The sequence below is a fragment of the Kitasatospora sp. NPDC030952 genome (assembly GCF_055571335.1).
Genome location: NZ_JBVIFM010000002.1, coordinates 441,822 through 463,538, shown reverse-complemented (window position 1 = coordinate 463,538; position 21,717 = coordinate 441,822). Strand labels below are relative to the sequence as shown.

Here is a 21,717-nt window from a genome sequence, read left to right as displayed (position 1 = left end):
TATCACCCCAGGTGTCACCTATTTCACATCTGGTGATCGTGCGGACTTTCTGTGACGAGCGTACCCGGAGGGGATTCCGGGGCGGTCGGCGCCCCCGCTTCCCGGGCGGTCAGGAGATCGGTCGGGAACGGATCATCGGCTCGCCCTTGCCGAGGTCGACCGGGTGGGCGGGCGGGGCGTCCGCCGGGACGACCGGCGGGCGGTCCGGGCGGGGAGGGGCCTCGGAGGCCGGCTCGGTCCGGCTGTCCCGGTGCGGCAGCAGGGCGATCACCGCGTCCCGCAGCTGGGCCGGGGCGTCCTCGTCCAGCGGGTCGACGGTGGCGGGCACCTGGAGCCGGACCGGGGTGCCGTTGCCGATCCGGGCGTAGCCGCGGCCGACCGGGGCGTGCGCGGCGGGCACGATGTCCAGCGGCGCGCCGAGCGCGGCGCGGCCCTCCTCGGGCCCGGCGGGGCCGAGCAGCACCCGGGCCCGGGTGGTGGACCGGACGGTCGGGGTGATCCGGTCCCGGGCCTCGACGTCGTCGGCGATCACCACGGTGACCCGGGCGGCCCGGCCGTGCCGCAGCGGCAGCTCCAGCAGTTCCTGGGGGTCGGGGCGGCCCTCGGCGTGGGCGAGCTCGCCCAGCTCGGTGGGGTGGTCCAGCAGCAGCCACAGCGGCCGGGTGAGGTCCTCGGGCAGTGCCGTGCCGGTGTGCCGGGCGGCGTTCAGCGCGGCGAGCCGGCGCTCCGTCTCCTGGGCGGCCCACTCCAGCGCGGCCAGCGCGCCGTGCAGGCTGGTCTCCACGGTGTGCACGCCGGGCCGGTTGACCAGGCAGGCGTGCTCGCCCGTCCCGGCGCCGTCGATCACCACCAGGTCGCCGTACGGGAGGGCCTGGAGCGCGATCGAGCGGATCAGGCTGGAGGTGCCGTAGCCGGCGACGCCGAGCGCCAGCAGGTGCGGCTCGGAGGAGCGCGGTCCGGTGCGCCAGACCACCGGGGGCTGCTGGGCGGTGGTGCCGCCCTGGTGGACCGGGATGGTGCGGGCGGTGCCGTCCTCGTCGGTGAAGCCGAGCACGATCTCGCCCGGGGCGGCGACGAAGCGCTGGGCGGCGATGTCGGTGGCGAGCGGGGCCAGCGCGGTGATCCGCAGCCGGTTGGACTCCTCGTCCCAGTCGAAGCGGTACTCCCGGGCACGTCCGGCCTTGCCCTGGACGACCTGCTCGATCCGGGCCCGGGCGGTGGGCTCGGTGTCGGTGAAGTACGCCGGGTAGCTCAGCTCCAGCCGGGACAGCCGGCCCTCGCCGTCGAACTCCCAGGAGCCGAAGGCGTTCTTGTAGCTGCCCTCGAAGTGGTACAGCGGGTTGGCGTCCTCGGGCCCGCACAGGTACGGCGTCAGTGCTGAGTAGAGGGCGCCGAGCTTGACGTCGGCGACGTCGGGCGCGGGCGGGGCGGCCGCCGCCTTGGGGGCCCGGCCGGCCCAGGCGGCGCTGGCCATCAGGCCGACCAGGGCGAACAGCAGGCCGTGCGGCAGCAGGTAGATGCCGACCAGCACGGCGGCGGACAGGAACAGCGTCGGGCCGCGGCGCTCCTTCGGGGTGGCCTGCCAGCGGTCCTTGGCCCAGCCGGCGTGGTGGCGCAGCCCGCGGCCGATCACGCTGAGCGGGGCGAACATGTCGGTGGCGTGGTCCCCGGCGGTTCGGGCGATCTCGCGGCCCTTGCTGAGATGGCGGTGGAGCGGCATTCCGTGACTCCCCGGACGAATGGGACGGGTGGGGTGAGGGGGGACTGCTCGTGGTACGACGGGGCCCGGGGCGGTGGGATCCGCGCCCGGGCCGGTGGGGGAGTGGCGCCGCCTAGAAGCGGATGCCGCCGAGCAGGCTCGCCAGGCTGGCGCCGCCCGCGGTGATGCTCGGGGCGATCGAGGAACCGGCGATGTAGAAGCCGAGCAGGGCGCAGACGATGGCGTGCGAGACCTTCAGTCCGTCCCTGCGGAAGAACAGAAAGGCGATGGTGCCGAACAGGACGATGCCGGAAATCGAGAGGATCACTTCTGCTCCTCGGGGAGGGGGACGGGGGACAGTGTTACTTAAAGTGTCATAATCGTGACAAAAAGTAATAGATGATGGAACGGCGCAAATGGGTGGTTCTATCGCCTGATGCCGCGCCGGAAGCCGGACGGCGGTATGCGAACCGGCCGGGTGTGGGGGCCTCGGGCCGCATGGCTGCTGGGTGGAAGCCGCGTGGAATCGGTGCCGCGAGGCATTCCCGGGGGGTGGGCGGGAAGTTTCCGAGGGGTCCGGGAAGTTCGCTCGGATGGCGGCGCATCCGAGCGGCCGCACGTCGTACCGCACCCGCACCGGCGCGGCCGCCGTCCGGAATCCGGACGCCTGCTGGCCCCGGGCCGGCGCCGGCCGCTACGGTGCGGTACGCACCGGCCCCCGCCGTCCCACCGGAACGGCCCACAGGAAAGGCAGCCCGACATGACCGATGCCCCCGACGCCGAGGTGATCGCGCTCGCCGGGAAGCTCTTCGACGCCGCCCGTGCCGGAGAGACCGCCACCCTGGTCACCGCCCTGGACGCGGGCGTCTCGGCGGACCTCACCAACGGCAGCGGCGACACCCTGGTGATGCTGGCCGCCTACCACGGCCACGCCGCCACCGTCGAAGCCCTGCTCCAGCGCGGCGCCGACCCGAACCGCGCCAACGACAAGGGCCAGACCCCGCTGGCCGGAGCCGTCTTCAAGGGCGGCACGGACGTCGTCGAGGCCCTGCTGGCCGGCGGCGCCGACCCGAAGGCCGGGGTGCCGTCCGCCGTCGACGCCGCGGCGATGTTCGGCAAGACCGAGCTGCTCGCCCGGTTCGAGGGTCGCTGAACCGGCGCCGTAGGCTCTCTCACCATGGAGAGCACCACCACCCGGGTCACCGGCACCGTCGAGTTCCGCATCACCGGGTACGCCCACCCCGACGCGCAGGCCCTGTCGGCGGAGGTGCAGCAGGAGTACGTCCGGCGCTACGGCGACCCGGACGAGACCGTGCTGCACCCCGAGGACTTCGAGGCGCCGGCCGGCCTGTTCCTGATCGCCTACCTGGACGGCCGCCCGGTCGCCTGCGGCGGCTGGCGGGCCAAGCAGGCCGGCCCGGACGACCTGCGCGACGGCGACGCCGAGCTGAAGCGGATGTTCGTCATCCCCGACGCCCGCGGCCGGGGCCTGGCCCGGGCGGTGCTGCACCGGCTGGAGCAGGCCGCCGTCGAGGCCGGCCGCACCCGCCTCATCCTGGAGACCGGCACCGAGCAGCCCGAGGCCATCGCGCTGTACGGCTCCGAGGGCTACGCCGCGATCCGCAAGTTCGGCATCTACAAGGACCACCCGCAGAGCATCTGCCTCGGCAAGGAACTCCCGGCGGCGGTCTGAGCGCTCGGCGCCCCGGGTAGACACCCGGGGTGAATCACCGAGCACCCGAGGCGGAACGCCTCCCCGCCCTGGCCGCGCCCGGCGGGGAACTGGACCGGCTGGTCCGGGACGGCGCCCACGCCGTCGGCCTGGGCGCCGTCTGGGCCGTCGGCGACGCCGGCGGCACGCTCGGCGGCGGCAGTCACGGCACCCTCGGGCAGGGCCCGTACGCGCGGCTGCGGCCGGGGCCGGACACCCTGTACGACCTCGCCAGCCTCACCAAGATCGTGGCGCTCTGGCCCTGCGCCGGGGTGCTGTGGCAGTCCGGCCGGCTGCCGCTGGACGACCCGCTCGGCCGCTGCTGGCCGCCCGCCGCCGGACACCCGGTCGGCGTGGTGACGATTCGTCAACTCCTCGCCCACACCGCCGGGATGCTGCCGTACACCCGTTTCGAGCAGCTCTACGGGCGGGAGCCGGCCACGATCCGGGCCGGGGTGGTCGCCGCCCCGCTGCACCGGGTGCCGGGAGCCGCCGTCGAGTACACCGACCGTGCCGCCGTGCTGCTCACCTACCTGGTCGAGGACCTCGGCGGTGCGCCGCTGGACGAACTCGCCGCCCGCTGGGTCTGGCGGCCGCTCGGGATGACCGACACCCGGTACGGGCCGCTCGGCGGCGCGGACCTGGCCCGGACGGCCCCCACCGAGTACCACGAGCCGACCGGCGCCCACCTGCGCGGCGTCGTGCACGACCCGTCCGCCCGGCTGCTCGGCGGCGTCTCCGGCAACGCCGGCGCCTTCTCCACCGCCTGCGACCTCGCCCGCTTCCTCGCCGCCCTGCTCGCCCCGCCGCCCCGACTCCCCTGGGGTGAACCGTGGATCACCGAATCGCTGCGCGAGCAGACCGGCGGCCTGGCCCCCGCGCGCGGCCTGTCCTGGCTGTACGCGGCCGGCACCGAGCCGGCCGAGGGGACCTTCGTCCACTACGGCTTCACCGGCACCGGCATCTGGGTCTCCCGCCGGCTCGGCCGCTGGGCCCTGCTGCTCACCAACCAGGTGCACCACAGCAGGGTCACCCAGGGGCTCACCGATCTGCGCAACGCCCTCCGGCGAGCGGTCTTCGGCTGACGGAGACCGGCACCCGATCGGGTGGATTAGGTACGAACCACCTTTCGCGCGGCGGTGATTGCGGCAGAGTGGCCGCGACGGGGAGCAGCCGGCGAAGGAGGCGCGATGACGGAGACCTGGGCACTCTCGGAGGAGGAGTGGCTCTCCGGGATAGTGCGTGCCTACGTCGGGTGCAGCGTGCTGCTCACCGGCGAGGACGGCAAGGTCCTGCTGCTGAAGGCGAGTTACCGCGACCAGTGGCAGTTCCCCGGCGGCGGGATGGACCCGGGGGAGGGGCCCGCCGAGTGCGCGGCCCGCGAACTGCGCGAGGAGACCGGGCTGTTGGCGGGCGAGCTGCGGCTGCTGGTGGTGGAGTGGCGGGAGGCGATCCCGGACCAGGGCCAATACGCCCACCCCGCCGTGCACTTCATGTTCGACGGTGGCGCGCTCGAACCGGGCACCGCGGTCCGGCTGCAGGCCGAGGAGATCGCCGACCACGGCTACTTCACCCCCGCCCGGGCGGCCGTCCTGCTGCACCCCTGCGCGGCGCGCCGGCTCACCGGGGCCCTGGAGGCCCGGCGGACCGGCGCCGTCACCCTGCTGCACTCGGCGGGGTACGTGGGGTGAGCCCGCTCCGGCCGGTCAGAGCAGGGTGCTCCAGTAGTACCAGAACCGGTTGAGCACCAGGAGCGCGATCACCGCGGCCCACAGCACCGGCAGCGCCCAGTGGTAGCGCGCCGCCTCCCGGACGACCGCCCGCATCCTGGGCCCGACCGGGATCACGCCCGTGCGCAGGTTGTGCAGCGTGGTGTACCAGAACAGCACCACCACCGTCGCCCACACCACCATGCAGTACGGGCACAGCGCGCCGATGTCGTACAGCGCCTGGTCGACCAGCCAGTGCACGAACACCACGCCCAGGGCCGTCCCGGCGTGCAGGCCCAGCCAGAACCAGCGCCGGTAGGCGGCCCCGGCCAGCAGCCCCGCCCCGATCGCCGCCAGCGCGCCGAAGGCGGCCAGCCCGAGCAGCGGGTTGGGGAAGCCGAAGACCGACGCCTGCTCGGTGCGCATCACCGAGCCGCAGCTGATGATCGGATTGATGTTGCAACTGGGGACGTACGACGGGTTCTCCAGGATGCGGAGCTTGTCGAAGGTCAGGACGGCCGAGGCGGCCAGCCCGACCAGTCCGCCGAGGAACAGCAGCAGGGCGAGGGTCCGGCTCGCGCCGATCGGGGTCCGGCCGGCGGCGTCGGGGGCGGGTGGGGAGGAGGGGTGCACGGTGGTCGCGGCGGTCATGGCAACACACTCCGGTGGCTGGCTGGGAGGGGCCGGCCCGGCCGGGAGTTCGGCCGGGCCGGTGGTGCCGTGCGGTGCGGTGGGGTGGGCCTACTGCAGGCCGGCGGCCTGCTTGACCTGGGCGGTGAACTGCTCGGGCGTCGCGGTGGTGTTGCCCGCGAACAGGTTGATCGGCTTGCCGTCCACCTTGACCGTCGGGGTGCCGGTCACCCCGCTGTCGTTGAACGCGTCGGCGACCTTCGCCGCCCACGGCGCGTAGGTCCGGTCGGTGACCGCCTTCACGAAGGCGTCCGTCTTCAGCCCGGGCACCTGGCCGGCCAGGTCCAGGAGGTGGTTGACGTCGCCGAAGTCGTCGCTGCGCTCGTCGGGCTGGTTGGCGTACAGCACGTCGTGGAAGGCCTTGAACTTGTCCACGCCCTCGTTCAGCGCGGCCCCGGCGGCCGCCAGCGCGGTGCGCGAGCCCTTGCCGCCGAGGTTCTTGTCCAGGAAGGCGGCCAGGTGGAACTCCACCTTGATCTGGCCGTCCTCGGTGAGCTGCTTGACGGTCTGGCCGTTCGCCGCCTCGAAGTGCTTGCAGACCGGGCAGCGGAAGTCCTCGTAGACCTCCATGGTGTGCGGGGCGTCGGCCTTGCCGAGGGTGATCACCGTGCCGCCGGGGCCGGTGGCGTTGGCCGGGACGACGAGCGGGGCGGCGGACGCGGCCGCGGCGGCCTTGTCGTCGTTCTTCTTGCCGCCGTTGATGGCGAGCGCCACACCGCCCGCCAGGGCCAGCACGACGACGGCGGAGACCGAGACGACGATCAGCTGACGGCGCTTGGCGGTCTGCTGCTCGCGGCGCTGTGCCTCCTGGATGCGCTCACGGGCGCTGATGCGCTTGGCCTCGCGCTTGGTGGGCTGGTTCTGAGCCATGGGGAAGTCAACTCCTGTACGCGGCGCGCGGGTGCGCGCGGGTGGCCGCACACGGGTGCGGCGGGGCAAGTGACGCGGGAGTCGTGCGCACTGCCTGGGGGCGTACGGAACCGTGCTTACGGAAGGGGGGGTACGCGCTCAGCAGGCAGGCGCGAAGACCGGCGGACCACGCCGGGGAGCCGGGCTCAGCACCACGTCCTCGCGGCGCGGCCGCTCGTGGTCCGACACCGGCAGTGGCACCCGCAGCACCGGGCGCACCGGGGCGGGGACCAGCAGCAGGAGCAGCGCCCGCAGCGGGCGGGCCAGTGACTGGTGCAGCGCGCGCAGCGCCCGGGCCAGGCCCGACAGCGCCGCGTCGCCCAGCCGCAGCCAGGCCGAGGCGGCCAGCGCGATCGCCAGGTGCACCACCAGGAGCAGCAGTTGGGTCGCCACCGGCGCCAACTCCCCGGCGTGGCCCAGCGGACCGCCCAGCAGCGAGCCGTCCACCGAGCCGCCGCCGCAGACCAGCAGGTTCACCCCGCGGGCGGACACGTGCTCGGACAGCACCGGCCCACAGCCGGTCTGGCCCAGGTTGAAGGTCGTGTTCAGCAGCAGCTCGACCGGCACCATCACGGCGGAGATGTGCAGCAGCCGCCGCTCCCCACCGGCCAGCACGGCCGAGACCAGGAACACGACGGCGCTCGCCGTGGCCACCAGCGACAGCGGCAGCGGGCGACCGGTGATGACCACCTGGCCCAACGCGGCCATCGGCACGGCGAGCGCGGTGAACACCGCGGCCCGCAGGGCCCTGGTCGCATGGGTGGAGGTCATCACGCTCCGGAGTATGCCATGGCCCTCACACCGGGCACGAGGGCGCGTACGGGTGCTCCCTCCGGGTGACAGCCCCTCAGCCGGTCGCGGGGTCGCCGGGCGCGACCCCGCGACTAGGCCCTGTCCGGCAAGGTCGGCCGGACAGGGCCTAGCCTGGAAGGCGTTCCCAGTGACCCCGACGAGGGGGTGCACGTCCATGGCGAGACCCGAGACCACGGCAGGGCGGGTACTGCTCGACCGCATCGAGGCCCAGGCGGTGGTGCTGGCCGGGCTGGAGGACGCCGTCCGGGCGGACGAACCCGACGCGGTCCACCGGATGCGGGTCGCCTGCCGGCGGCTGCGCAGCGCCCTGCGGACCTTCCGGCGGCTCCTCGACCCCGGCGCCACCGACGCCCTGGTCGCCGACCTGCGCTGGCTGGGCGCCGCCCTGGGCCGGGCCCGGGACCGCGAGGTGCTCACCGAACGCCTGGCCGCCCGGGCCCGCGAGCTGCCCGCCGCCTGCGGGCCGGAACGGGTCGCGGGGGTGCTGGAGCAGTCCGGCGCGGCCGAGTACCGGCGGGTCCGGCCCGAGGTGGTCGCCGCCCTCGACAGCCCCCGCCGCCGGGGCCTCACCGCCGTCCTGACCGCGCTGCTCGCCGACCCGCCGCTGCGCCCGCGCGCCGCCCGGGCCGCCGCCCCCGAGCTCTCCCGGATCGCGGCCCGCGAACAGCGCCGCACGGCCGCCCGGGTCCACACCGCCCTCGCCGCCGGCCCCGCGGAGCGCGACGGGGCCCTGCACGCGGCCCGCAAGGCCGCCAAACGCGCCCGCTACGCCGGCGAGACGGCGGCCCCCGCGATCGGCGCGGCGGCGGAGCGGTACGCGGAGCGGATGAAGGCCGTCCAGGAGGTGCTGGGAGAGCACCAGGACGCGGTGGTCGCCGCGGCGGCCCTGGCCGACCAGGCGGCCGCCGACGGCGAGCCCTTCGCCTACGGCGTGCTCTACGCGGGCCAGCTCGTGGAGGCGGAACGGGCCCGGGACCGGCTGCCGGGGGTGTGGGCGGCGGCGTCGGGCCGGAAGCTGGCCCGGTTCGCTTAGGGCCTGTCCGGGGCGCCTGCTGCCGGGGCCGGGGCCGGGGGAGCCAGGGCCGGGGGAGTGCTGCCGGTGGCGGGCGGGAGGCGGTTCGACGGGGTGGCCCTACCGGGGGCTCAGCCCCGCCGAGCGGGCTGCCTCGCGCAGCAGGTCGCGGAGCATCGTGGTGGTCAGCCGGCCGGTGTTGGTGTTGCGCGGGCTCACGTGGTAGCAGCCGTAGAGGCGCAGGTCGGGGCCGCCGTCGCGGGCGGGGAGGGTGGCCAGGGCGGCGTGGCCGAAGGCGGGGCGGGGGCGGGGGACGGTCCAGCCGGCGTCGGCGATCACCGGCAGCATGGCCTGCCAGGCGAAGCCGCCGAGGGCGACGACCGTCCGTACGGTGGGGCGCAGCAGCTGGAGTTCGCGGGTGATCCAGGGGCGGCAGGTGTCGCGTTCCACGGTGCTGGGCTTGTTGTCGGGCGGGGCGCAGCGGACCGGGTCGGTGATCCGGACGCCGTACAGTTCGAGGCCGTCGCCGTGGCGGACGGACTCGGGGCGGTTGGTGAGCCCGAGGTCGTGGAGGGCGGCGTAGAGGAGGTCGCCGGAGGGGTCGCCGGTGAAGATCCGGCCGGTGCGGTTGGCGCCGTGGGCGGCGGGGGCGAGGCCGACCAGGACGAGCGGGGCGTCGGGCGGGCCGAAGCCGGGGATGGGGCGGGCCCAGTAGTCCCAGTCCTGGTAGGCGCGGCGTTTGGTGCGGGCGGTCTCCTCGCGCCAGGAGACCAGCCGGGGGCAGGCCCGGCAGTGGGTGACGACCCGGTCGAGGTCGGTGAGCCCGGTGGCGCGGGCGGCGGCCTCGGCGGGGTGGCGAGGGTGGTTCGGGTCATCGGCGGGGGCCGGCTGCATGGCCTGATCCTAGGGCCCGGGCCCGGGCCCGGGCTCTGTCCCGGTCCGGCCCGGCGGTCTTCGGGCAGGCGTAGCGTTGAAGGAGTTGCTCCGGTGGCCCCCGGCCCGGCCGGGCCGGGGGTGGTCGGGCGCGCCGGTGTGCGCGGAGGCCGCGAGGAGGCCGCGATGATCGTCGATGCGGTGCTGGGGGCTCTCGGGGGGCTGGTCGGGCTGGGGGCGGTCTGGGCGGGGCTGAGCATCCGGGTGGTCCAGCAGTTCCAGAAGGGCGTGGTGTTCCGCTTCGGGCGGGTGCGCGAGGAGGTCCGGGAGCCCGGGCTGGTCGCGTTGATGCCGATCGCGGACCGGCTGCGCCGGGTGAACGTGCAGATCGTGACGATGCCGATCCCGGCGCAGGAGGGCATCACCCGGGACAACGTGACCGTACGGGTGGACGCGGTGGTCTACTTCCGGGTCGAGGACCCGGTGAAGGCGACCGTCAACGTGCAGGACTACAACTTCGCGATCTCCCAGGTCGCGCAGACCTCGCTGCGGTCGATCATCGGCAAGAGCGAGCTGGACGACCTGCTGGCCAATCGCGAACCGATCAATCAGGGGCTGGAGCTGATGATCGACAGCCCGGCGCTGGGCTGGGGCATCGAGATCGACCGGGTGGAGATCAAGGACGTCGCCCTGCCGGAGTCGATGAAGCGTTCGATCGCGCGGCAGGCGGAGGCCGAGCGGGAGCGGCGGGCCCGGATCATCACGGCGGACGGCGAGTACCAGGCCTCGGAGCGGTTGTCGGAGGCGGCGGCGGTGATGAGCGCGACTCCGGCGGCGCTCCAACTGCGGTTGCTGCAGACCGTGGTGGAGGTGGCGGCGGAGAAGAACTCGACGCTGGTGCTGCCGTTCCCGGTGGAGCTGCTGCGGTTCCTGGACAGCGCGACGGAGTCCCAGCAGCGGGATCTGCTGGCCGCCGCCGCGGTGGCCGCGGCCGCGAAATCGGCGGAGCGGGCGGTGGAGAGCGGTGAGGTGTCGGAGGCCGAGGTCAGCCGTGAGGTGCCCCGGCACGAACTCCCGCCGCTGGAGGAGGTGTTGACCAGATCGCCGGTGGAGCCCACGGGCCTGGAGGAGCGTACGGACCTGGAGGACCGCCCGGCGGAGCCGGACGGCCGGCAGCAGGCGGCGGAGCACAGCGAGCCCGGGACGACGTCCTGAGCGATGCCTGAGCGGGGCCCGGGGCGGTGCCGGGCGCGGCGCCCGGTGGCGTGGGTCACCCGGTCGGACCAGGATGGACGGGGGGCTGGAAGCCAGGTCAGGAGGCGGACCATGACCATCGCCAGCGACATCATGCACCCGGGGGCGGAGTGCATCCGCGAGCACGAGACGCTCGCCGCCGCCGCCCGGATCATGCGGGAACGGAACGTGGGCGCACTGCCCATCTGCGGGGAGAGCGACCGGCTGTTGGGCATCGTGACCGACCGCGACATCGTGCTGCGCTGCGTCGCGGAGGGGCGCGACCCGGCCGCGGTGACGGCGGGCGAACTGGCCCAGGGGCGGCCGATGACGGTGGAGGCGGACGAGGACTGCGAGCAGGTGCTGCGGGTGATGGAGCAGTACCAGGTGCGTCGGCTGCCGGTGATCAACCACCCGGAGCACAAGCTGGTCGGCATGATCAGCGAGGCCGACATCGCGCGCGGGATGCCGCAGGCCCGGGTCGCGGAGTTCGTGTCGGCCGTCTGCGCGGAGGAGGCACCGAAGAAGGAGGCCCTGCAGGGCTGACCCCGGCCGGGCGGCGCCGGTTCGGCACGGGCCGAACCTACCGGGGCAGCTCCCGGGCGATCAGCTCCGCCAGGTGCAGGGCCCTGCGCCCGTCCGCGAGTTGGGCGATCTGGGTGCGGCAGCTGAAGCCGTCCGCCAGTACCACGGTGTCCGGGTCGGCCGCCCGTAGCTCGGGCAGCAGCACCCGTTCGGCGATCGCCTCGGACACCTCGAAGTGGCCCTGCTCGAAGCCGAAGTTGCCCGCCAGCCCGCAGCAGCCGGAGTCCAGCACCCGGTTGTGCAGGCCGAGTCGGGACTCGACCCGGCGGTCGGCGGCACTGCCGAGCACCGCGTGCTGGTGGCAGTGGGTCTGGGTGACGGCCTCCAGCCGGACCCGGGGGAGCGGGGCGTCCGGGGCGTACTCGTCGATGAACTCGGCGAAGGTGCGGGTCCGTTCGGAGAGCGGGCGGCCGTCCGCGCCGAGCAGTCGGGGGAGGTCCTCGCGCAGGGTGGCGGTGCAGCTGGGGTCCAGGCCGACCACGGGGGTGTCGGCCGGGAGCCCGGCGGCCGCCAGTGCGTCCAGGCTGCGCCGCAACACCCGCCGGGCGGTGCCGAGTTGGCCGGTGGAGTACCAGGTGAGGCCGCAGCACACCGGGCCGTCCGGCAGCCGGACGTCGAAGCCCAGGTGTTCCAGCACCTCGACGGCCGAGCGCAGCACGTTCGGCTGGAGGTGGTTCGAGAAGGTGTCCGGCCACAGCAGTACCGGCCGGGCGCCCGCCGGTGCGGGGTGCTGCGGGCGCCGCCGCCGGTACCAGCGGGTGAAGGTCTCGGGCGGGAAGACCGGCAGCACCCGTCGCCGGTCGATCCCGCCGAGCCGCTTGAGCAGGGTGCCGGCCGGGGAGCGGACCAGTGTGTTGGCCGCCGCGGGCGCCCGCTCGACGGCCCGCAGCCACAGCGGCAGCCAGCCCATCGAGTAGTGGGCGAGCGGGCGCGGGCGGTGCCGGTAGTGCTGGTACAGGAACTCGGTCTTGTAGGTCGCCATGTCGACGTGCACCGGGCAGTCGCTCGCGCAGCCCTTGCAGCTCAGGCAGAGGTCCAGCGCCTCCCGCACCTCCGCCGAGCGCCAGCCGTCCGGGACGGCGTCGCCGCGCAGCATCTCGGCGAGCAGCCGGGCCCGGCCCCGGGTGGAGTGCCGCTCCTCGCCGGTGGCCATGTAACTGGGGCACATCACCCCGGTGGTCGGGTCCACGCACTTGGCGACGCCCACGCAGCGGTGCACCGCCCGGGCGAGGCTGCCGCCGTCCTGCTCGTACGGCAGGGCCAGTGGCAGCGGGCGGCGCGGGGCGGTGACGAAGCGCAGGTCGGCGTCGAGCGGGCGCGGGTCGACCAGTACGCCCGGGTTGAGCAGGTGCTCCGGGTCCCAGATCCGCTTGAACTCGCCGAACAGGGCGATGACTTCGGGCGGGTACAGGCGCGGCAGCAGCTCGCCCCGGGCCTGTCCGTCGCCGTGCTCGCCGGAGAGCGAACCGCCGTAGGAGACCGCCAGATCGGCCGCCTGCTCCAGGAACTCCCGGAACAGCGGCAGCCGTTGCGGGTCGTCCAGCGGGAAGTCGATCCGCAGGTGCACGCAGCCGTCGCCGAAGTGCCCGTACGGGACGCCGTGCAGGCCGTGTCGGCGCAGCAGGGCGCGCAGTCCGCGCAGGTAGTCGCCGAGCCGCTCGGGCGGGACGGCGGAGTCCTCCCAGCCGGGCCAGGCCTCGCCGCCCCCGGGCAGCCGGGTGACGATCCCGGCGCCCGCCTCCCGCACGGCCCACAGCTGGCGCTGCTCGGCCGGGTCGGTGACCAGGGAGACGGTGGCGGTGCGCTCGCGGCGCACCGCGTCGGCGAGCCGGCGGGCGCCCTGGTAGGCCTCCAGGGCGGTGGCGCCGCCGGTCTCCAGGAACAGCCAGCACTCGCCGGCCGGCAGTCGGTCCAGGGCGGGCGGGCGCGGGCCGGTCGCGAGCAGCGCGGCGACCAGGTCGGCGGCCATGCCCTCGGCGGTCAGCGGGCCGTACGGCAGCAGCGCCGGGACGGCGTCGGCGGCGGCGCCCTCGTCGGGGTAGCCGGCCACCACCAGGGCGCGGGCCGCGGGGGCATGGACCAGGCGGACGGTGGCGCCCAGCAGCAGGGCGCAGGTGCCCTCGGTGCCGGTCAGGGCCCGGGCGAGGTGGTGGCCGCGCTCGGGCAGCAGGGCGTCCAGGGGATAGCCGGAGGTTCGGCGGGGCAGTTGCGGCATGCCCTGCCGGATGGTGGCGAGGTTGCGGTCGGTGAAGTCCTGGAGCTCGCGGTGCAGCTGCCCGACCCGGCCGGGTGCGTCCGGCAGTGCCGCGCGCTCGGCGGGGGTGAGCGGGCCGCCGACGGTCAGCTCGGTGCCGTCGGCGAGCAGCAGCTCCAGCTGCTCCACGTTGTCGGAGGTGCGCCCCCAGGCGAGCGAGCGGGCGCCGCAGGCGTCGTTGCCGATCATGCCGCCGAGGGTGCAGCGGCTGTGGGTGGACGGGTCGGGGCCGAAGCGCAGCCCGTACGGCGCGGCGGCGCGCTGGAGGTCGTCCAGCACGGTGCCGGGCTGGACGCGCGCGGTGCGGGCCCCGGGGTCGACCGCCAGCACCGCGCCGAGGTGGCGGCGGAAGTCCAGCACCACCGCGCCCGGCCCGATCGCCTGCCCGCCGATGCTCGTCCCGGCCCCGCGCGCCACGACCGGCACGCCGTACTGCCGGCACAGCGCCAGCGCGGTGCGCACGTCGTCCGGGTCGGCGGGCTTGACCACGCCGAGCGGCAGCTGCCGGTAGTTGGAGGCGTCATGGCCGTACACCGTGCGCTCGGCGGCGCCGAACCGCACCTCGCCGCGCAGCACGGCGGCCAGCTCACGGGCCAGTTCGGCGCCGGGAACGGCGGACGGACGGCTCACCAGGGCCTCCCAGGAAGTGGACTCCGCCGATGATGGCAGCCACCCCGCCGCCCGGCCGCCGGGCACGACGCCCGGCTCACCCGGCTGGGGGCTACTTCCGGCCGGTGAGGGTGCCGCGGGCGATGTGGGAGAGCTTGGCGACCTCGAAGGCCGGGTAGGCGCCGCCGGCCAGGAGGGAGAACTTGATGCCCTCGCGGCCGGTGGGCTTGCGGTGGCCCGGGGGCTGGAAGCGGCGGTGGTGTTCGGCGGCGCGGTGGAAGAACTGGGGGCGCTCGGCGCGGGTGACGCAGCCGGCGAGGTCGAACACGAAGAGGTAGTGCCGGATCATCCGGACGAACAGGGCGTCGCGCACCGCGTAGAGGTGGGGCTGCTCCTCCAGCAGGGCGAAGCTGCGCTCGTACTGGTCGAAGAGGTCGAAGACGCTGCTGCCCGGGCCGCCGACCGGGTGGACGGTCTCCCGGCGGCGCAGCTGGACGCACTCGCGCGCCAGCACGGCGGCCGTGCGGGCGCCGAGCAGGGCCGCGTGGACGACCGGGATCTCCTCGTAGCGGCCGTCGGGGAAGGCGAGCCCGAGGTCCTCCCAGTGGCCGCGGCGGATCAGCCGGTCCCAGATCAGCGGCGGCGCGCCGAACAGCTCGGGTCGGTCGAAGGGGGCGAACGGCTCGGGGCCGGCCTCGGCGAGCAGGGCCTCGGCGCCGCCCGGCCAGTCGCGGTCGTTGTGGCGGCGGGAGTGGCCGAACAGCAGGACGTCGACCGGGCCGGTCTGCTGGAGCCGGTCGGCGAGCGTCTGGAGGGCGTCCCGGGGCAGCAGGTGGTCGGCGTCCAGGAACAGCAGGTGGTCGCCGGTGGCCCGTGCCGCCCCCGCGTTCCGGCTCACCCCGACCCCGACGGCCGCGTTCAGGTGCAGCACCGACACCCGCGGGTGGCGGGCCGCGTAGGCGTCGGCGAGCCCGCCCGCGGTCTCGGGGGAGCGGTCGGCGACCACGATCACCTCGACGTTCGCCAGGGTCTGGGCGAGCAGCGAGTCCAGGCAGTCGGCGAGCTGTCCGTGCTGGTCGTAGGCGGGGAGCACGACGCTGATCAGGGGTGAGGGCATGACGCCGGAGCGTAAGAGGGCCCGCGAACCGTGGCAAAGTGCTGACGGCGCGTAATTAGGACCAATTAGCGGCAAATCGTACGAGCGTACGCCATATCTTCACGCCGCCTTCCGGACGCGTCCACGCCAGGCGACGACGCCGCCAGGCCCGCGACGCGGAGTGCGTCGCGGGCCTGGGGCGTGTACGGAGGGCGGCTCGGCCGGGGGCCGGCTCAGTACCAGTGGTGGCTCTGCCAGAACGCCCAGGCGCCGCAGGGGCTGCCGTAGCGGGAGTTCATGTAGTCCAGGCCCCACTTGATCTGGGTGGCCGGGTTGGTCTTCCAGTCCGAGCCCGCCGAGGCCATCTTGGAGCCGGGCAGCGCCTGGACCAGGCCGTAGGCGCCGGAGGAGGCGTTGACGGCCATCGGGTTCCAGCTGCTCTCGCGGGACACGATGTTGCTGAAGCACTGCAGCTGGCCGGCCGGCACGATCTGCGCGGCGATCTGCTGCGGGGTGCCGGAGGGGGCGGCGAGGGCCTGGCGCTGCTGGGAGCGGGAGGCGGCGGCGTCGGCCTGGGCCTTGGCGTCCGCCTGGGCCTTCGCGTCGGCCTCGGCCTGCGCCTGGGCGGCGGCCTGGGTCTGGGCGGCGGCGTCCGCCTCGGCCTTCGCCTGGGCGTCCTGGGCGTCCTGGGCGGCCTTCTGGGCAGCGGCAGCGGCGTCGGCCTGCACCTGGTCGGCCACCGGCTTGCCGTCCACCGTGACGGCGGCCGCGGGGGCGGCGGCCTCGGTGGAGGTCCCGCCCTGCGGGAGGGCGAGCGCGGCGGTGGCGGCGCTCGCGACCACGAGGGTGGCGATGCCGGTGATCAGGGAGTTGCGGCGGGCATGGCTGAGCTGCATGGAGCGGTCGATCCTTTTCCGTCGGGGGCCGTGCCGGGGGCACCGGGCGCGGGGCATCGCACGGGCTCCGGGTGAGCGGGGCCCGCGCGGCCGTCCGGGACGGCCGTGGCGCCCCGGCGGAGAACGGCGGGGCGGGCGGGCTGCGCACGGCGGACGGGGCCGGCCAGCGCTGCCTGGCGACGGGCCATTCTTGGCAGGGCCGGGGACGGGTGGCAAAGGCGCTCGCTACTACGCCGCGTAGTGGCTGAGGGGCGGGTGCGGCCGGACGCGCCGATGGTTTTGGGGAGGTTTGTCCGGTTTTGGCGTCCGAGGGTCAGGGGCGGGCGGCGTCGGCGGAAGATGAGGCCCGGAGGCTCGATGGCCTGGGTTCTTCAGGCCGGGCCCGGCTGTGGGGCTGGCGGCCGGCGGTCGGAGAGCGGTGCCGGGTGCCAGGTGGACCGACCGTGACAACTATCCAGGACCGTAGATACGAAACCCCCTGTGGGCGGGCTCACACGGGCGCGGCACCGACATCGACGCAGCGTGACCGACCGATGGCGGCCCGGTGGACGGGGACGGACCGGGCGGGAACGGGACCGGGCGGGGAACGGCACCGGACGGGGAACGGGGCCAGGTGGGAACGGCACCGGGCGGGAACGGGACCGGGCCCGGGAGCCTCCGCAACGGCTCCCGGGCCCGGCGTTCAAGCGCGGCGCGGACGGGTCAGGAGCCCGCCGCCACCGCCGCCCGCCGCCGTCGGCCCACCACGGCCGAGGCGCCGAGCACGATCGCCGCGGCGACCAGCGAGAGGTACATCTGCTTGCGGCCGTCCTCGGTGGTGAACATGTACGCCATCACGAACCCGATCATGCCCATCGCGGTCCAGGTCAGGTACGGGAAGAGCCACATCCGCACGGTCAGGCGCTCGGGCGTCTCCCGCTCGATGATCCGGCGCATCCGCAGCTGGGTCGCGCAGATCACCAGCCAGACGAACAGTGCGACCGCGCCGGAGGAGTTGAGCAGGAAGGCGAAGATGGTGTCCGGCGAGTAGTAGTTGAGGAAGACGGCGATGAAGCCGAAGACCACCGAGGAGAGGATGGCCACCCGCGGCACGCCGCGCGAGGTCACGGTCGCGAAGGCCTTCGGCGCGTCGCCGCGCTGACCGAGCGAGAAGGCCATCCGGGAGGCGGTGTACATCCCGGAGTTGAGGCAGGACAGCACGGCCGTCAGCACGATCACGTCCATCACCTGGCCCGCGTGCGGGATTCCCACGTGGTTCAGGACCGCCACGTACGGGCTGGCCTTGACCTCGGCCGAGTCCCAGGGCAGCAGGGTGACCACGAGCAGGATCGAGCCCAGGTAGAAGACGCCGATCCGCCAGATCACGCTGTTGGTGGCCTTGGTGACAGCCTTCTGCGGGTCCTCCGACTCGCCGGCGGCGAGCGTGACGATCTCGCTGCCCATGAAGGCGAAGACGACGGTCAGCATGCCGGTGAACACCGCGCCCACGCCGTGCGGCAGGAAGCCGCCGTGGCCGGTCAGGTTGCTGAGGCCGACCGCGTGGGTGTTCGGCAGCACGCCGAAGACGGCGAGGGCGCCGATGACCAGGAACGCCGCGATCGCGACCACCTTGATCCCGGCGAACCAGAACTCGAACTCGCCGTACGAGGACACCGAGAAGAGGTTGGTGGCGGTCAGCACCGCCATCACGATCAGTGCCCAGCCCCACTGCGGGACGCCGGGCACCCAGTTGTGGAGGATCTTCGCGCCGGCCGTCGCCTCGACCGCGAGCACCACGACCCAGAAGAACCAGTACAGCCAGCCGATGGTGAAGCCGGCCCAGCGGCCCAGCGCGCGGTCCGCGTACGCCGAGAACGAGCCGCTCTGCGGGTCGGCCGCCGCCATCTCGCCGAGCATCCGCATCACCAGCACCACCAGCACGCCGGCCAGGGTGTAGGAGAGCAGGATGCCGGGACCGGTGGTGGCGATGCCCGCGCCGGAGCCGACGAACAGGCCGGCGCCGATCACACCGCCGATGGCGATCATCGACAGGTGGCGGTTCTTGAGCCCGGCCTTCAGGTGGCCGTCGCCACCGTGTCCGACCGGGCCGAGCTGGTGGGGGACCTGGGTGGTGTCCGCCGCCTGCTTGGTGGAGTCCGCACTCATGGAGGGTGTCCTCTGTTCTTTCCCGCGCGGCATGACCCTCGGCTCGTCGCGCCGGAGGGTGGGGGGACAGACCCGCGCATTGCGGTGCAACCTACTTTCTACGCCCGGGTATCGGAACAGCTGTTTGATAACTGTTCGCTCACCGGACACAAAAGGCCAGGTCAGAGCCGGTGGAAAAGTGGCGGGAAAGGCTCAAATCTGACGCATCGTCACCCTGGCGGGAACCCGCCAGGCCGTGCGGAGGCCCGGACTCCCCGCCCGCGGCCGGCGGCCCCGCGCCCGGAGCCCCGCGCTGTGGCCGATCCGGGCGAACGCGCGCACAGTGGGAAACATGCAGACCACCTGGAAGGGGACGATCAGCTTCGGGCTGGTCAGCATCCCCGTCCACCTCTACTCCGCGACCCAGGAGCACGACGTCCCGCTGCACCAGGTGCACGCCAAGGACGGTGGCCGGGTGCGGATGAAGCGGTACTGCGAGCGGGAGGAGAAGGAGGTCCCGTACGCGGAGATCGCCAAGGGCTACGAGTCGCCCGACGGCCGGACGGTCACGCTCAGCGACGAGGACCTCGCCGACCTGCCGCTGCCCAGCAAGAAGGTCATCGACGTGCTGGCCTTCGTGGACGCCGGCGAGATCGACCCGCTGATGTTCTCCAAGGCCTACTACGTGGGCGTCGCCGACAAGGCGGCCGCCAAGCCGTACGCCCTGCTGCGCGACGCGCTGGTGGAGTCCGGGCAGATCGCGGTCACCAAGATCGCGCTGCGCACCCGGGAGTCGCCCGCGGTGCTGCGGGTGCACGACGGGACGCTCGTCCTGCAGACCTGCATCTGGCCCGACGAGGTCCGCCCGGCGGCCGGGATCGCGCCCGAGGAGGACGTCACGGTGCGGCCGCAGGAGCTCAAGATGGCGCGCTCGCTGATGGACACCCTCTCCGAGGACTTCGACCTCGCCCAGCTGCACGACGACTACCAGCAGGCGCTCCAGCAGGTGATCACCGCCCGGCTGGAGGGCGTCGAGCTGCCGCACGAGGAGGAGTCCGGCGAGGCGCCGGACAACGTGATCGACCTGATGGAGGCGCTGCGCAGCAGCCTCAAGCAGGCCAAGGGCGGGCGGGCACCGGCCGCGGCGGCGCCGGAAGAGCCGGAAGAGCCGGAGAAGGCGGAGAAGGCGGAGAAGCCGGAGGGCGGGAAGCCCGCGCCCCGCAAGCGCGCCGCCGCGAAGAAGACCGCCGCGAAGAAGACCGCCGCCGGGGCGGCCGGGAAGGCCGCCACCGCGAAGAAGACCACCACCCGTAAGTCCACGGCTCCGCGCAAGGCCTCCTGACCGCGCGGGCCGGGGAGCCCCCCCGACGACCGCAGGAGATCCCGATGGACCTGCTCACCTACAAGGAGCTCGACAGCGGCCCCGACGCCCCGAAGGACCGGAGCTGGGGCTACCGGGCCTGGCACTGGCTGCTCAGCCTCAGTCCCACCGTCGTGACCTTCATGGTCGCGCTCTCGATCGGCCTGCTCATGGTCGAGGTCCAGACGGAGTGGGACCCGATGATCGGGCTGATGGCCTTCTTCTGGCTCCTGACCTTCATCGCACTGGTCGGCATGGTCGCCCGCTGGGTGACGCCCGGCCGGGGCAGGCACCGGATGGCGGCCTGACGGTCGGCCGGGCGGCACGCGGCTCCGGGCGTACTCAGCCGATCCACACCGTGGTGACGTTGCAGAACTCCCGGATGCCGTGCCCGGAGAGCTCCCGCCCGAAGCCCGAGCGCTTGACCCCGCCGAAGGGCAGCGCGGGGTGGGAGGCGGTCATCCCGTTGAAGAACACCCCGCCGGCCTGGATGTCGCGGACGAAGCGCTCCTGCTCGTCCCGGTCGGTGGTCCAGACGTTGGAGCTGAGCCCGAACGGGGTGTCGTTGGCCAGCGCCACCGCCTCGTCCAGGTCGGCGACCCGGTAGACGGTGGCGACCGGGCCGAAGGTCTCCTCCTGGTGGATCCGCATCGCCGGGGTGACGCCGGTCAGGACGGTCGGCTCGTAGAACCAGCCGGTGTCCCAGCCCATCGGGCGGTTGCCGCCGCACTCGACCCGGGCGCCGTGGGTGCGGGCGTCCTCGACCAGCTCCTCCAGGTCGTCCCGGCCCTGGCGGCTGGCCAGCGGGCCGACGTCGGTGGCCTCGTCCATCGGGTCGCCGATCCGCAGCGCGCGCATCGCCTCGGTGAAGGCGGCGGTGAAGCGGTCGTAGACGTCGGTGTGCACGATGAAGCGCTTGGCGGCGATGCAGGACTGGCCGTTGTTCTGCACCCGGGCCCGGACGGCGGTGGCCACCGCGGCGTCCAGGTCGGCGCTCGGCAGCACCACGTACGGGTCGCTGCCGCCCAGCTCCAGCACCGCCTTCTTCACCTCGTCCGCGGCGGTGGCCGCGACCGCCCGCCCGGCCGGCTCGCTGCCGGTGAGGGTGACGGCGGCGACCCGGCGGTCCCGGATCACGCCCTCGACCGCGCCCGAGCCGATCAGCAGGGTCTGGAAGCAGCCCTCGGGGAAGCCGGCCCGCCGGAACAGCTCCTCGATCGCGAGCGCGGTGCGCGGCACGTTGGAGGCGTGCTTGAGCAGGCCCGTGTTGCCCGCCATCAGGGCCGGCGCGGCGAACCGGATCACCTGCCAGAACGGGAAGTTCCACGGCATCACGGCGAGCACCGGGCCGATCGGGCGGTAACGGACGTACGCGCGGGCGGCCCCGCTGTCGGCCACGTCGGCCGGGGCGGGGTGCTCGTCGGCGAGCAGCGCCTCCGCGTGGTCGGCGTACCAGCGCATCGCCTTGGCGCACTTGGCGGCCTCGGCCCGGGCGGCGGCGAGCGGCTTGCCCATCTCCTCGGTCATGGTGCGGGCGAGCGGTTCCTGGTCCTGGTCCAGCAGGTCGGCGGCGCGGTGCATCAGTTCGGCGCGGGCGGCGAAGGAGGTGCCGCGGTAGCCGTGGAAGGCGGCCTCGGCGCGGGCCAGCCGCCGCTCGACGCCGGCCGCGTCGAGCGGTTCGAAGGTCTGGATGATCTCGCCGGTCGCGGGGTTGACGCTGGCGATGGGCATGCGGGGCTCCCAGTGGCGGGTTCGGGTCCGGTGCGTCTGCTCTCACACCCTCCCCGACGGCCCGCCCCCGGGCGCGCCACCGCTGCCCGGCGTGTCCCGCCGGGCAGCGGTGGCGCCCCTCACTCGGGCAGCGACTCCACCCGGGCCGCCACCTCCCGGGCCCGGGCTCCGGCCCTGGTCCGGGCGGCGGTCACCTGCCGGAGGGGGAAGCGGTGCAGGTACTCGGCCTCCAGCTCGCCGGTGCGCAGCGTGTGCCGGTTCAGCGCCTCCTCCGAGCCGTACAGGAAGGTCTCGTGGCGGGTGCGGTGCAGCTGCTCCAGCTCGTGCAGCAGGGTGTCGTTGCCCAGGGCGTGCGGAGAGACGCCCCCGGGCCGGATGTGCGGGTCGTTGACGTGGCGCATCTCGGTACCTCC

The 21,717-nt window shown here is 74.3% G+C and carries 21 protein-coding genes; 9 read left to right on the top strand and 12 right to left on the bottom strand.

Annotation, left to right across the window (positions count from 1 at the left end):
* Nucleotides 1-109: 109 nt before the first annotated feature.
* Nucleotides 110-1,720, bottom strand: a complete 1,611-nt coding sequence (locus ACZ47G_RS06780; RefSeq protein WP_465740387.1) for a hypothetical protein — start codon at nucleotides 1,718-1,720, stop codon at nucleotides 110-112.
* A 112-nt stretch (nucleotides 1,721-1,832) separates the two neighbouring features.
* Nucleotides 1,833-2,027 carry a hypothetical protein gene (locus ACZ47G_RS06775; protein WP_189917198.1) on the bottom strand — a complete coding sequence of 65 codons (195 nt, stop codon included), beginning with the start codon at nucleotides 2,025-2,027 and terminating at the stop codon, nucleotides 1,833-1,835.
* 432 nt (nucleotides 2,028-2,459) lie between these two features.
* Between ACZ47G_RS06775 and ACZ47G_RS06770 the strand changes: the two genes are divergently transcribed.
* From ACZ47G_RS06770 to ACZ47G_RS06755, 4 genes are all read left to right on the top strand, one after another.
* A complete protein-coding gene (locus ACZ47G_RS06770) occupies nucleotides 2,460-2,852 on the top strand; it encodes an ankyrin repeat domain-containing protein (protein WP_380457594.1) in 393 nt (130 codons plus the stop codon).
* Between the two features lie 24 nt (nucleotides 2,853-2,876).
* On the top strand, nucleotides 2,877-3,392 hold the full coding sequence (locus ACZ47G_RS06765) for a GNAT family N-acetyltransferase (RefSeq protein ID WP_465740386.1): 516 nt from the start codon (nucleotides 2,877-2,879) through the stop codon (nucleotides 3,390-3,392).
* Nucleotides 3,393-3,421: 29 nt separating this feature from the next.
* Nucleotides 3,422-4,495 (top strand): serine hydrolase domain-containing protein, encoded by a 1,074-nt coding sequence (locus tag ACZ47G_RS06760; RefSeq protein ID WP_465740385.1) that lies wholly within the window; start codon nucleotides 3,422-3,424, stop codon nucleotides 4,493-4,495.
* 105 nt (nucleotides 4,496-4,600) lie between these two features.
* Nucleotides 4,601-5,101: an NUDIX domain-containing protein gene (locus ACZ47G_RS06755; RefSeq protein WP_465740384.1), complete on the top strand. Its 501-nt coding sequence runs from the start codon at nucleotides 4,601-4,603 to the stop codon at nucleotides 5,099-5,101.
* Between the two features lie 15 nt (nucleotides 5,102-5,116).
* Here the strand turns inward: ACZ47G_RS06755 and ACZ47G_RS06750 are convergent, their stop codons facing one another.
* From ACZ47G_RS06750 to ACZ47G_RS06740, 3 genes are all read right to left on the bottom strand, one after another.
* On the bottom strand, nucleotides 5,117-5,770 hold the full coding sequence (locus ACZ47G_RS06750) for a vitamin K epoxide reductase family protein (protein ID WP_465740383.1): 654 nt from the start codon (nucleotides 5,768-5,770) through the stop codon (nucleotides 5,117-5,119).
* A 90-nt stretch (nucleotides 5,771-5,860) separates the two neighbouring features.
* Entirely contained in the window at nucleotides 5,861-6,679 is an 819-nt protein-coding gene (locus ACZ47G_RS06745) for a DsbA family protein (protein ID WP_465740382.1), read from the bottom strand.
* A 138-nt stretch (nucleotides 6,680-6,817) separates the two neighbouring features.
* Nucleotides 6,818-7,489 (bottom strand): hypothetical protein, encoded by a 672-nt coding sequence (locus ACZ47G_RS06740; protein ID WP_380463671.1) that lies wholly within the window; start codon nucleotides 7,487-7,489, stop codon nucleotides 6,818-6,820.
* Nucleotides 7,490-7,685: 196 nt separating this feature from the next.
* Here ACZ47G_RS06740 and ACZ47G_RS06735 point away from each other — a divergent pair, with 196 nt between their 5' ends.
* A complete protein-coding gene (locus ACZ47G_RS06735) occupies nucleotides 7,686-8,564 on the top strand; it encodes a CHAD domain-containing protein (protein WP_465740381.1) in 879 nt (292 codons plus the stop codon).
* Between the two features lie 99 nt (nucleotides 8,565-8,663).
* On the opposite strand, the gene ACZ47G_RS06730 is transcribed toward ACZ47G_RS06735, so the two are convergent.
* Nucleotides 8,664-9,437, bottom strand: coding sequence for a uracil-DNA glycosylase (locus ACZ47G_RS06730; RefSeq protein WP_465740380.1), 774 nt, complete (start codon nucleotides 9,435-9,437; stop codon nucleotides 8,664-8,666).
* Between the two features lie 165 nt (nucleotides 9,438-9,602).
* Between ACZ47G_RS06730 and ACZ47G_RS06725 the strand changes: the two genes are divergently transcribed.
* Complete coding sequence (locus ACZ47G_RS06725; RefSeq protein WP_465740379.1) at nucleotides 9,603-10,631, top strand: slipin family protein; 1,029 nt, start codon at nucleotides 9,603-9,605, stop codon at nucleotides 10,629-10,631.
* Between the two features lie 111 nt (nucleotides 10,632-10,742).
* Nucleotides 10,743-11,195: a CBS domain-containing protein gene (locus ACZ47G_RS06720; protein ID WP_465740378.1), complete on the top strand. Its 453-nt coding sequence runs from the start codon at nucleotides 10,743-10,745 to the stop codon at nucleotides 11,193-11,195.
* A 37-nt stretch (nucleotides 11,196-11,232) separates the two neighbouring features.
* Here ACZ47G_RS06720 and ACZ47G_RS06715 read toward each other — a convergent pair whose 3' ends face one another.
* From ACZ47G_RS06715 to ACZ47G_RS06700, 4 genes are all read right to left on the bottom strand, one after another.
* Nucleotides 11,233-14,118: an FAD-binding and (Fe-S)-binding domain-containing protein gene (locus tag ACZ47G_RS06715; protein WP_465740377.1), complete on the bottom strand. Its 2,886-nt coding sequence runs from the start codon at nucleotides 14,116-14,118 to the stop codon at nucleotides 11,233-11,235.
* 91 nt (nucleotides 14,119-14,209) lie between these two features.
* Nucleotides 14,210-15,214 (bottom strand): glycosyltransferase family 2 protein, encoded by a 1,005-nt coding sequence (locus tag ACZ47G_RS06710; protein ID WP_465740376.1) that lies wholly within the window; start codon nucleotides 15,212-15,214, stop codon nucleotides 14,210-14,212.
* A 212-nt stretch (nucleotides 15,215-15,426) separates the two neighbouring features.
* Nucleotides 15,427-16,089 carry an aggregation-promoting factor C-terminal-like domain-containing protein gene (locus ACZ47G_RS06705; protein WP_465740375.1) on the bottom strand — a complete coding sequence of 221 codons (663 nt, stop codon included), beginning with the start codon at nucleotides 16,087-16,089 and terminating at the stop codon, nucleotides 15,427-15,429.
* Between the two features lie 702 nt (nucleotides 16,090-16,791).
* Complete coding sequence (locus ACZ47G_RS06700) at nucleotides 16,792-18,234, bottom strand: amino acid permease (protein ID WP_465740374.1); 1,443 nt, start codon at nucleotides 18,232-18,234, stop codon at nucleotides 16,792-16,794.
* A 331-nt stretch (nucleotides 18,235-18,565) separates the two neighbouring features.
* Here ACZ47G_RS06700 and ku point away from each other — a divergent pair, with 331 nt between their 5' ends.
* Nucleotides 18,566-19,555, top strand: a complete 990-nt coding sequence (gene ku, locus ACZ47G_RS06695) for a non-homologous end joining protein Ku (protein ID WP_465740373.1) — start codon at nucleotides 18,566-18,568, stop codon at nucleotides 19,553-19,555.
* A gap of 44 nt (nucleotides 19,556-19,599) precedes the next feature.
* Nucleotides 19,600-19,881 (top strand): hypothetical protein, encoded by a 282-nt coding sequence (locus tag ACZ47G_RS06690; protein ID WP_465740372.1) that lies wholly within the window; start codon nucleotides 19,600-19,602, stop codon nucleotides 19,879-19,881.
* Nucleotides 19,882-19,915: 34 nt separating this feature from the next.
* Here ACZ47G_RS06690 and ACZ47G_RS06685 read toward each other — a convergent pair whose 3' ends face one another.
* Entirely contained in the window at nucleotides 19,916-21,304 is a 1,389-nt protein-coding gene (locus ACZ47G_RS06685) for an NADP-dependent succinic semialdehyde dehydrogenase (RefSeq protein WP_465740371.1), read from the bottom strand.
* Nucleotides 21,305-21,423: 119 nt separating this feature from the next.
* A complete protein-coding gene (locus ACZ47G_RS06680; RefSeq protein WP_465740370.1) occupies nucleotides 21,424-21,705 on the bottom strand; it encodes a DUF6158 family protein in 282 nt (93 codons plus the stop codon).
* Between the last annotated feature and the right edge of the window lie 12 nt (nucleotides 21,706-21,717).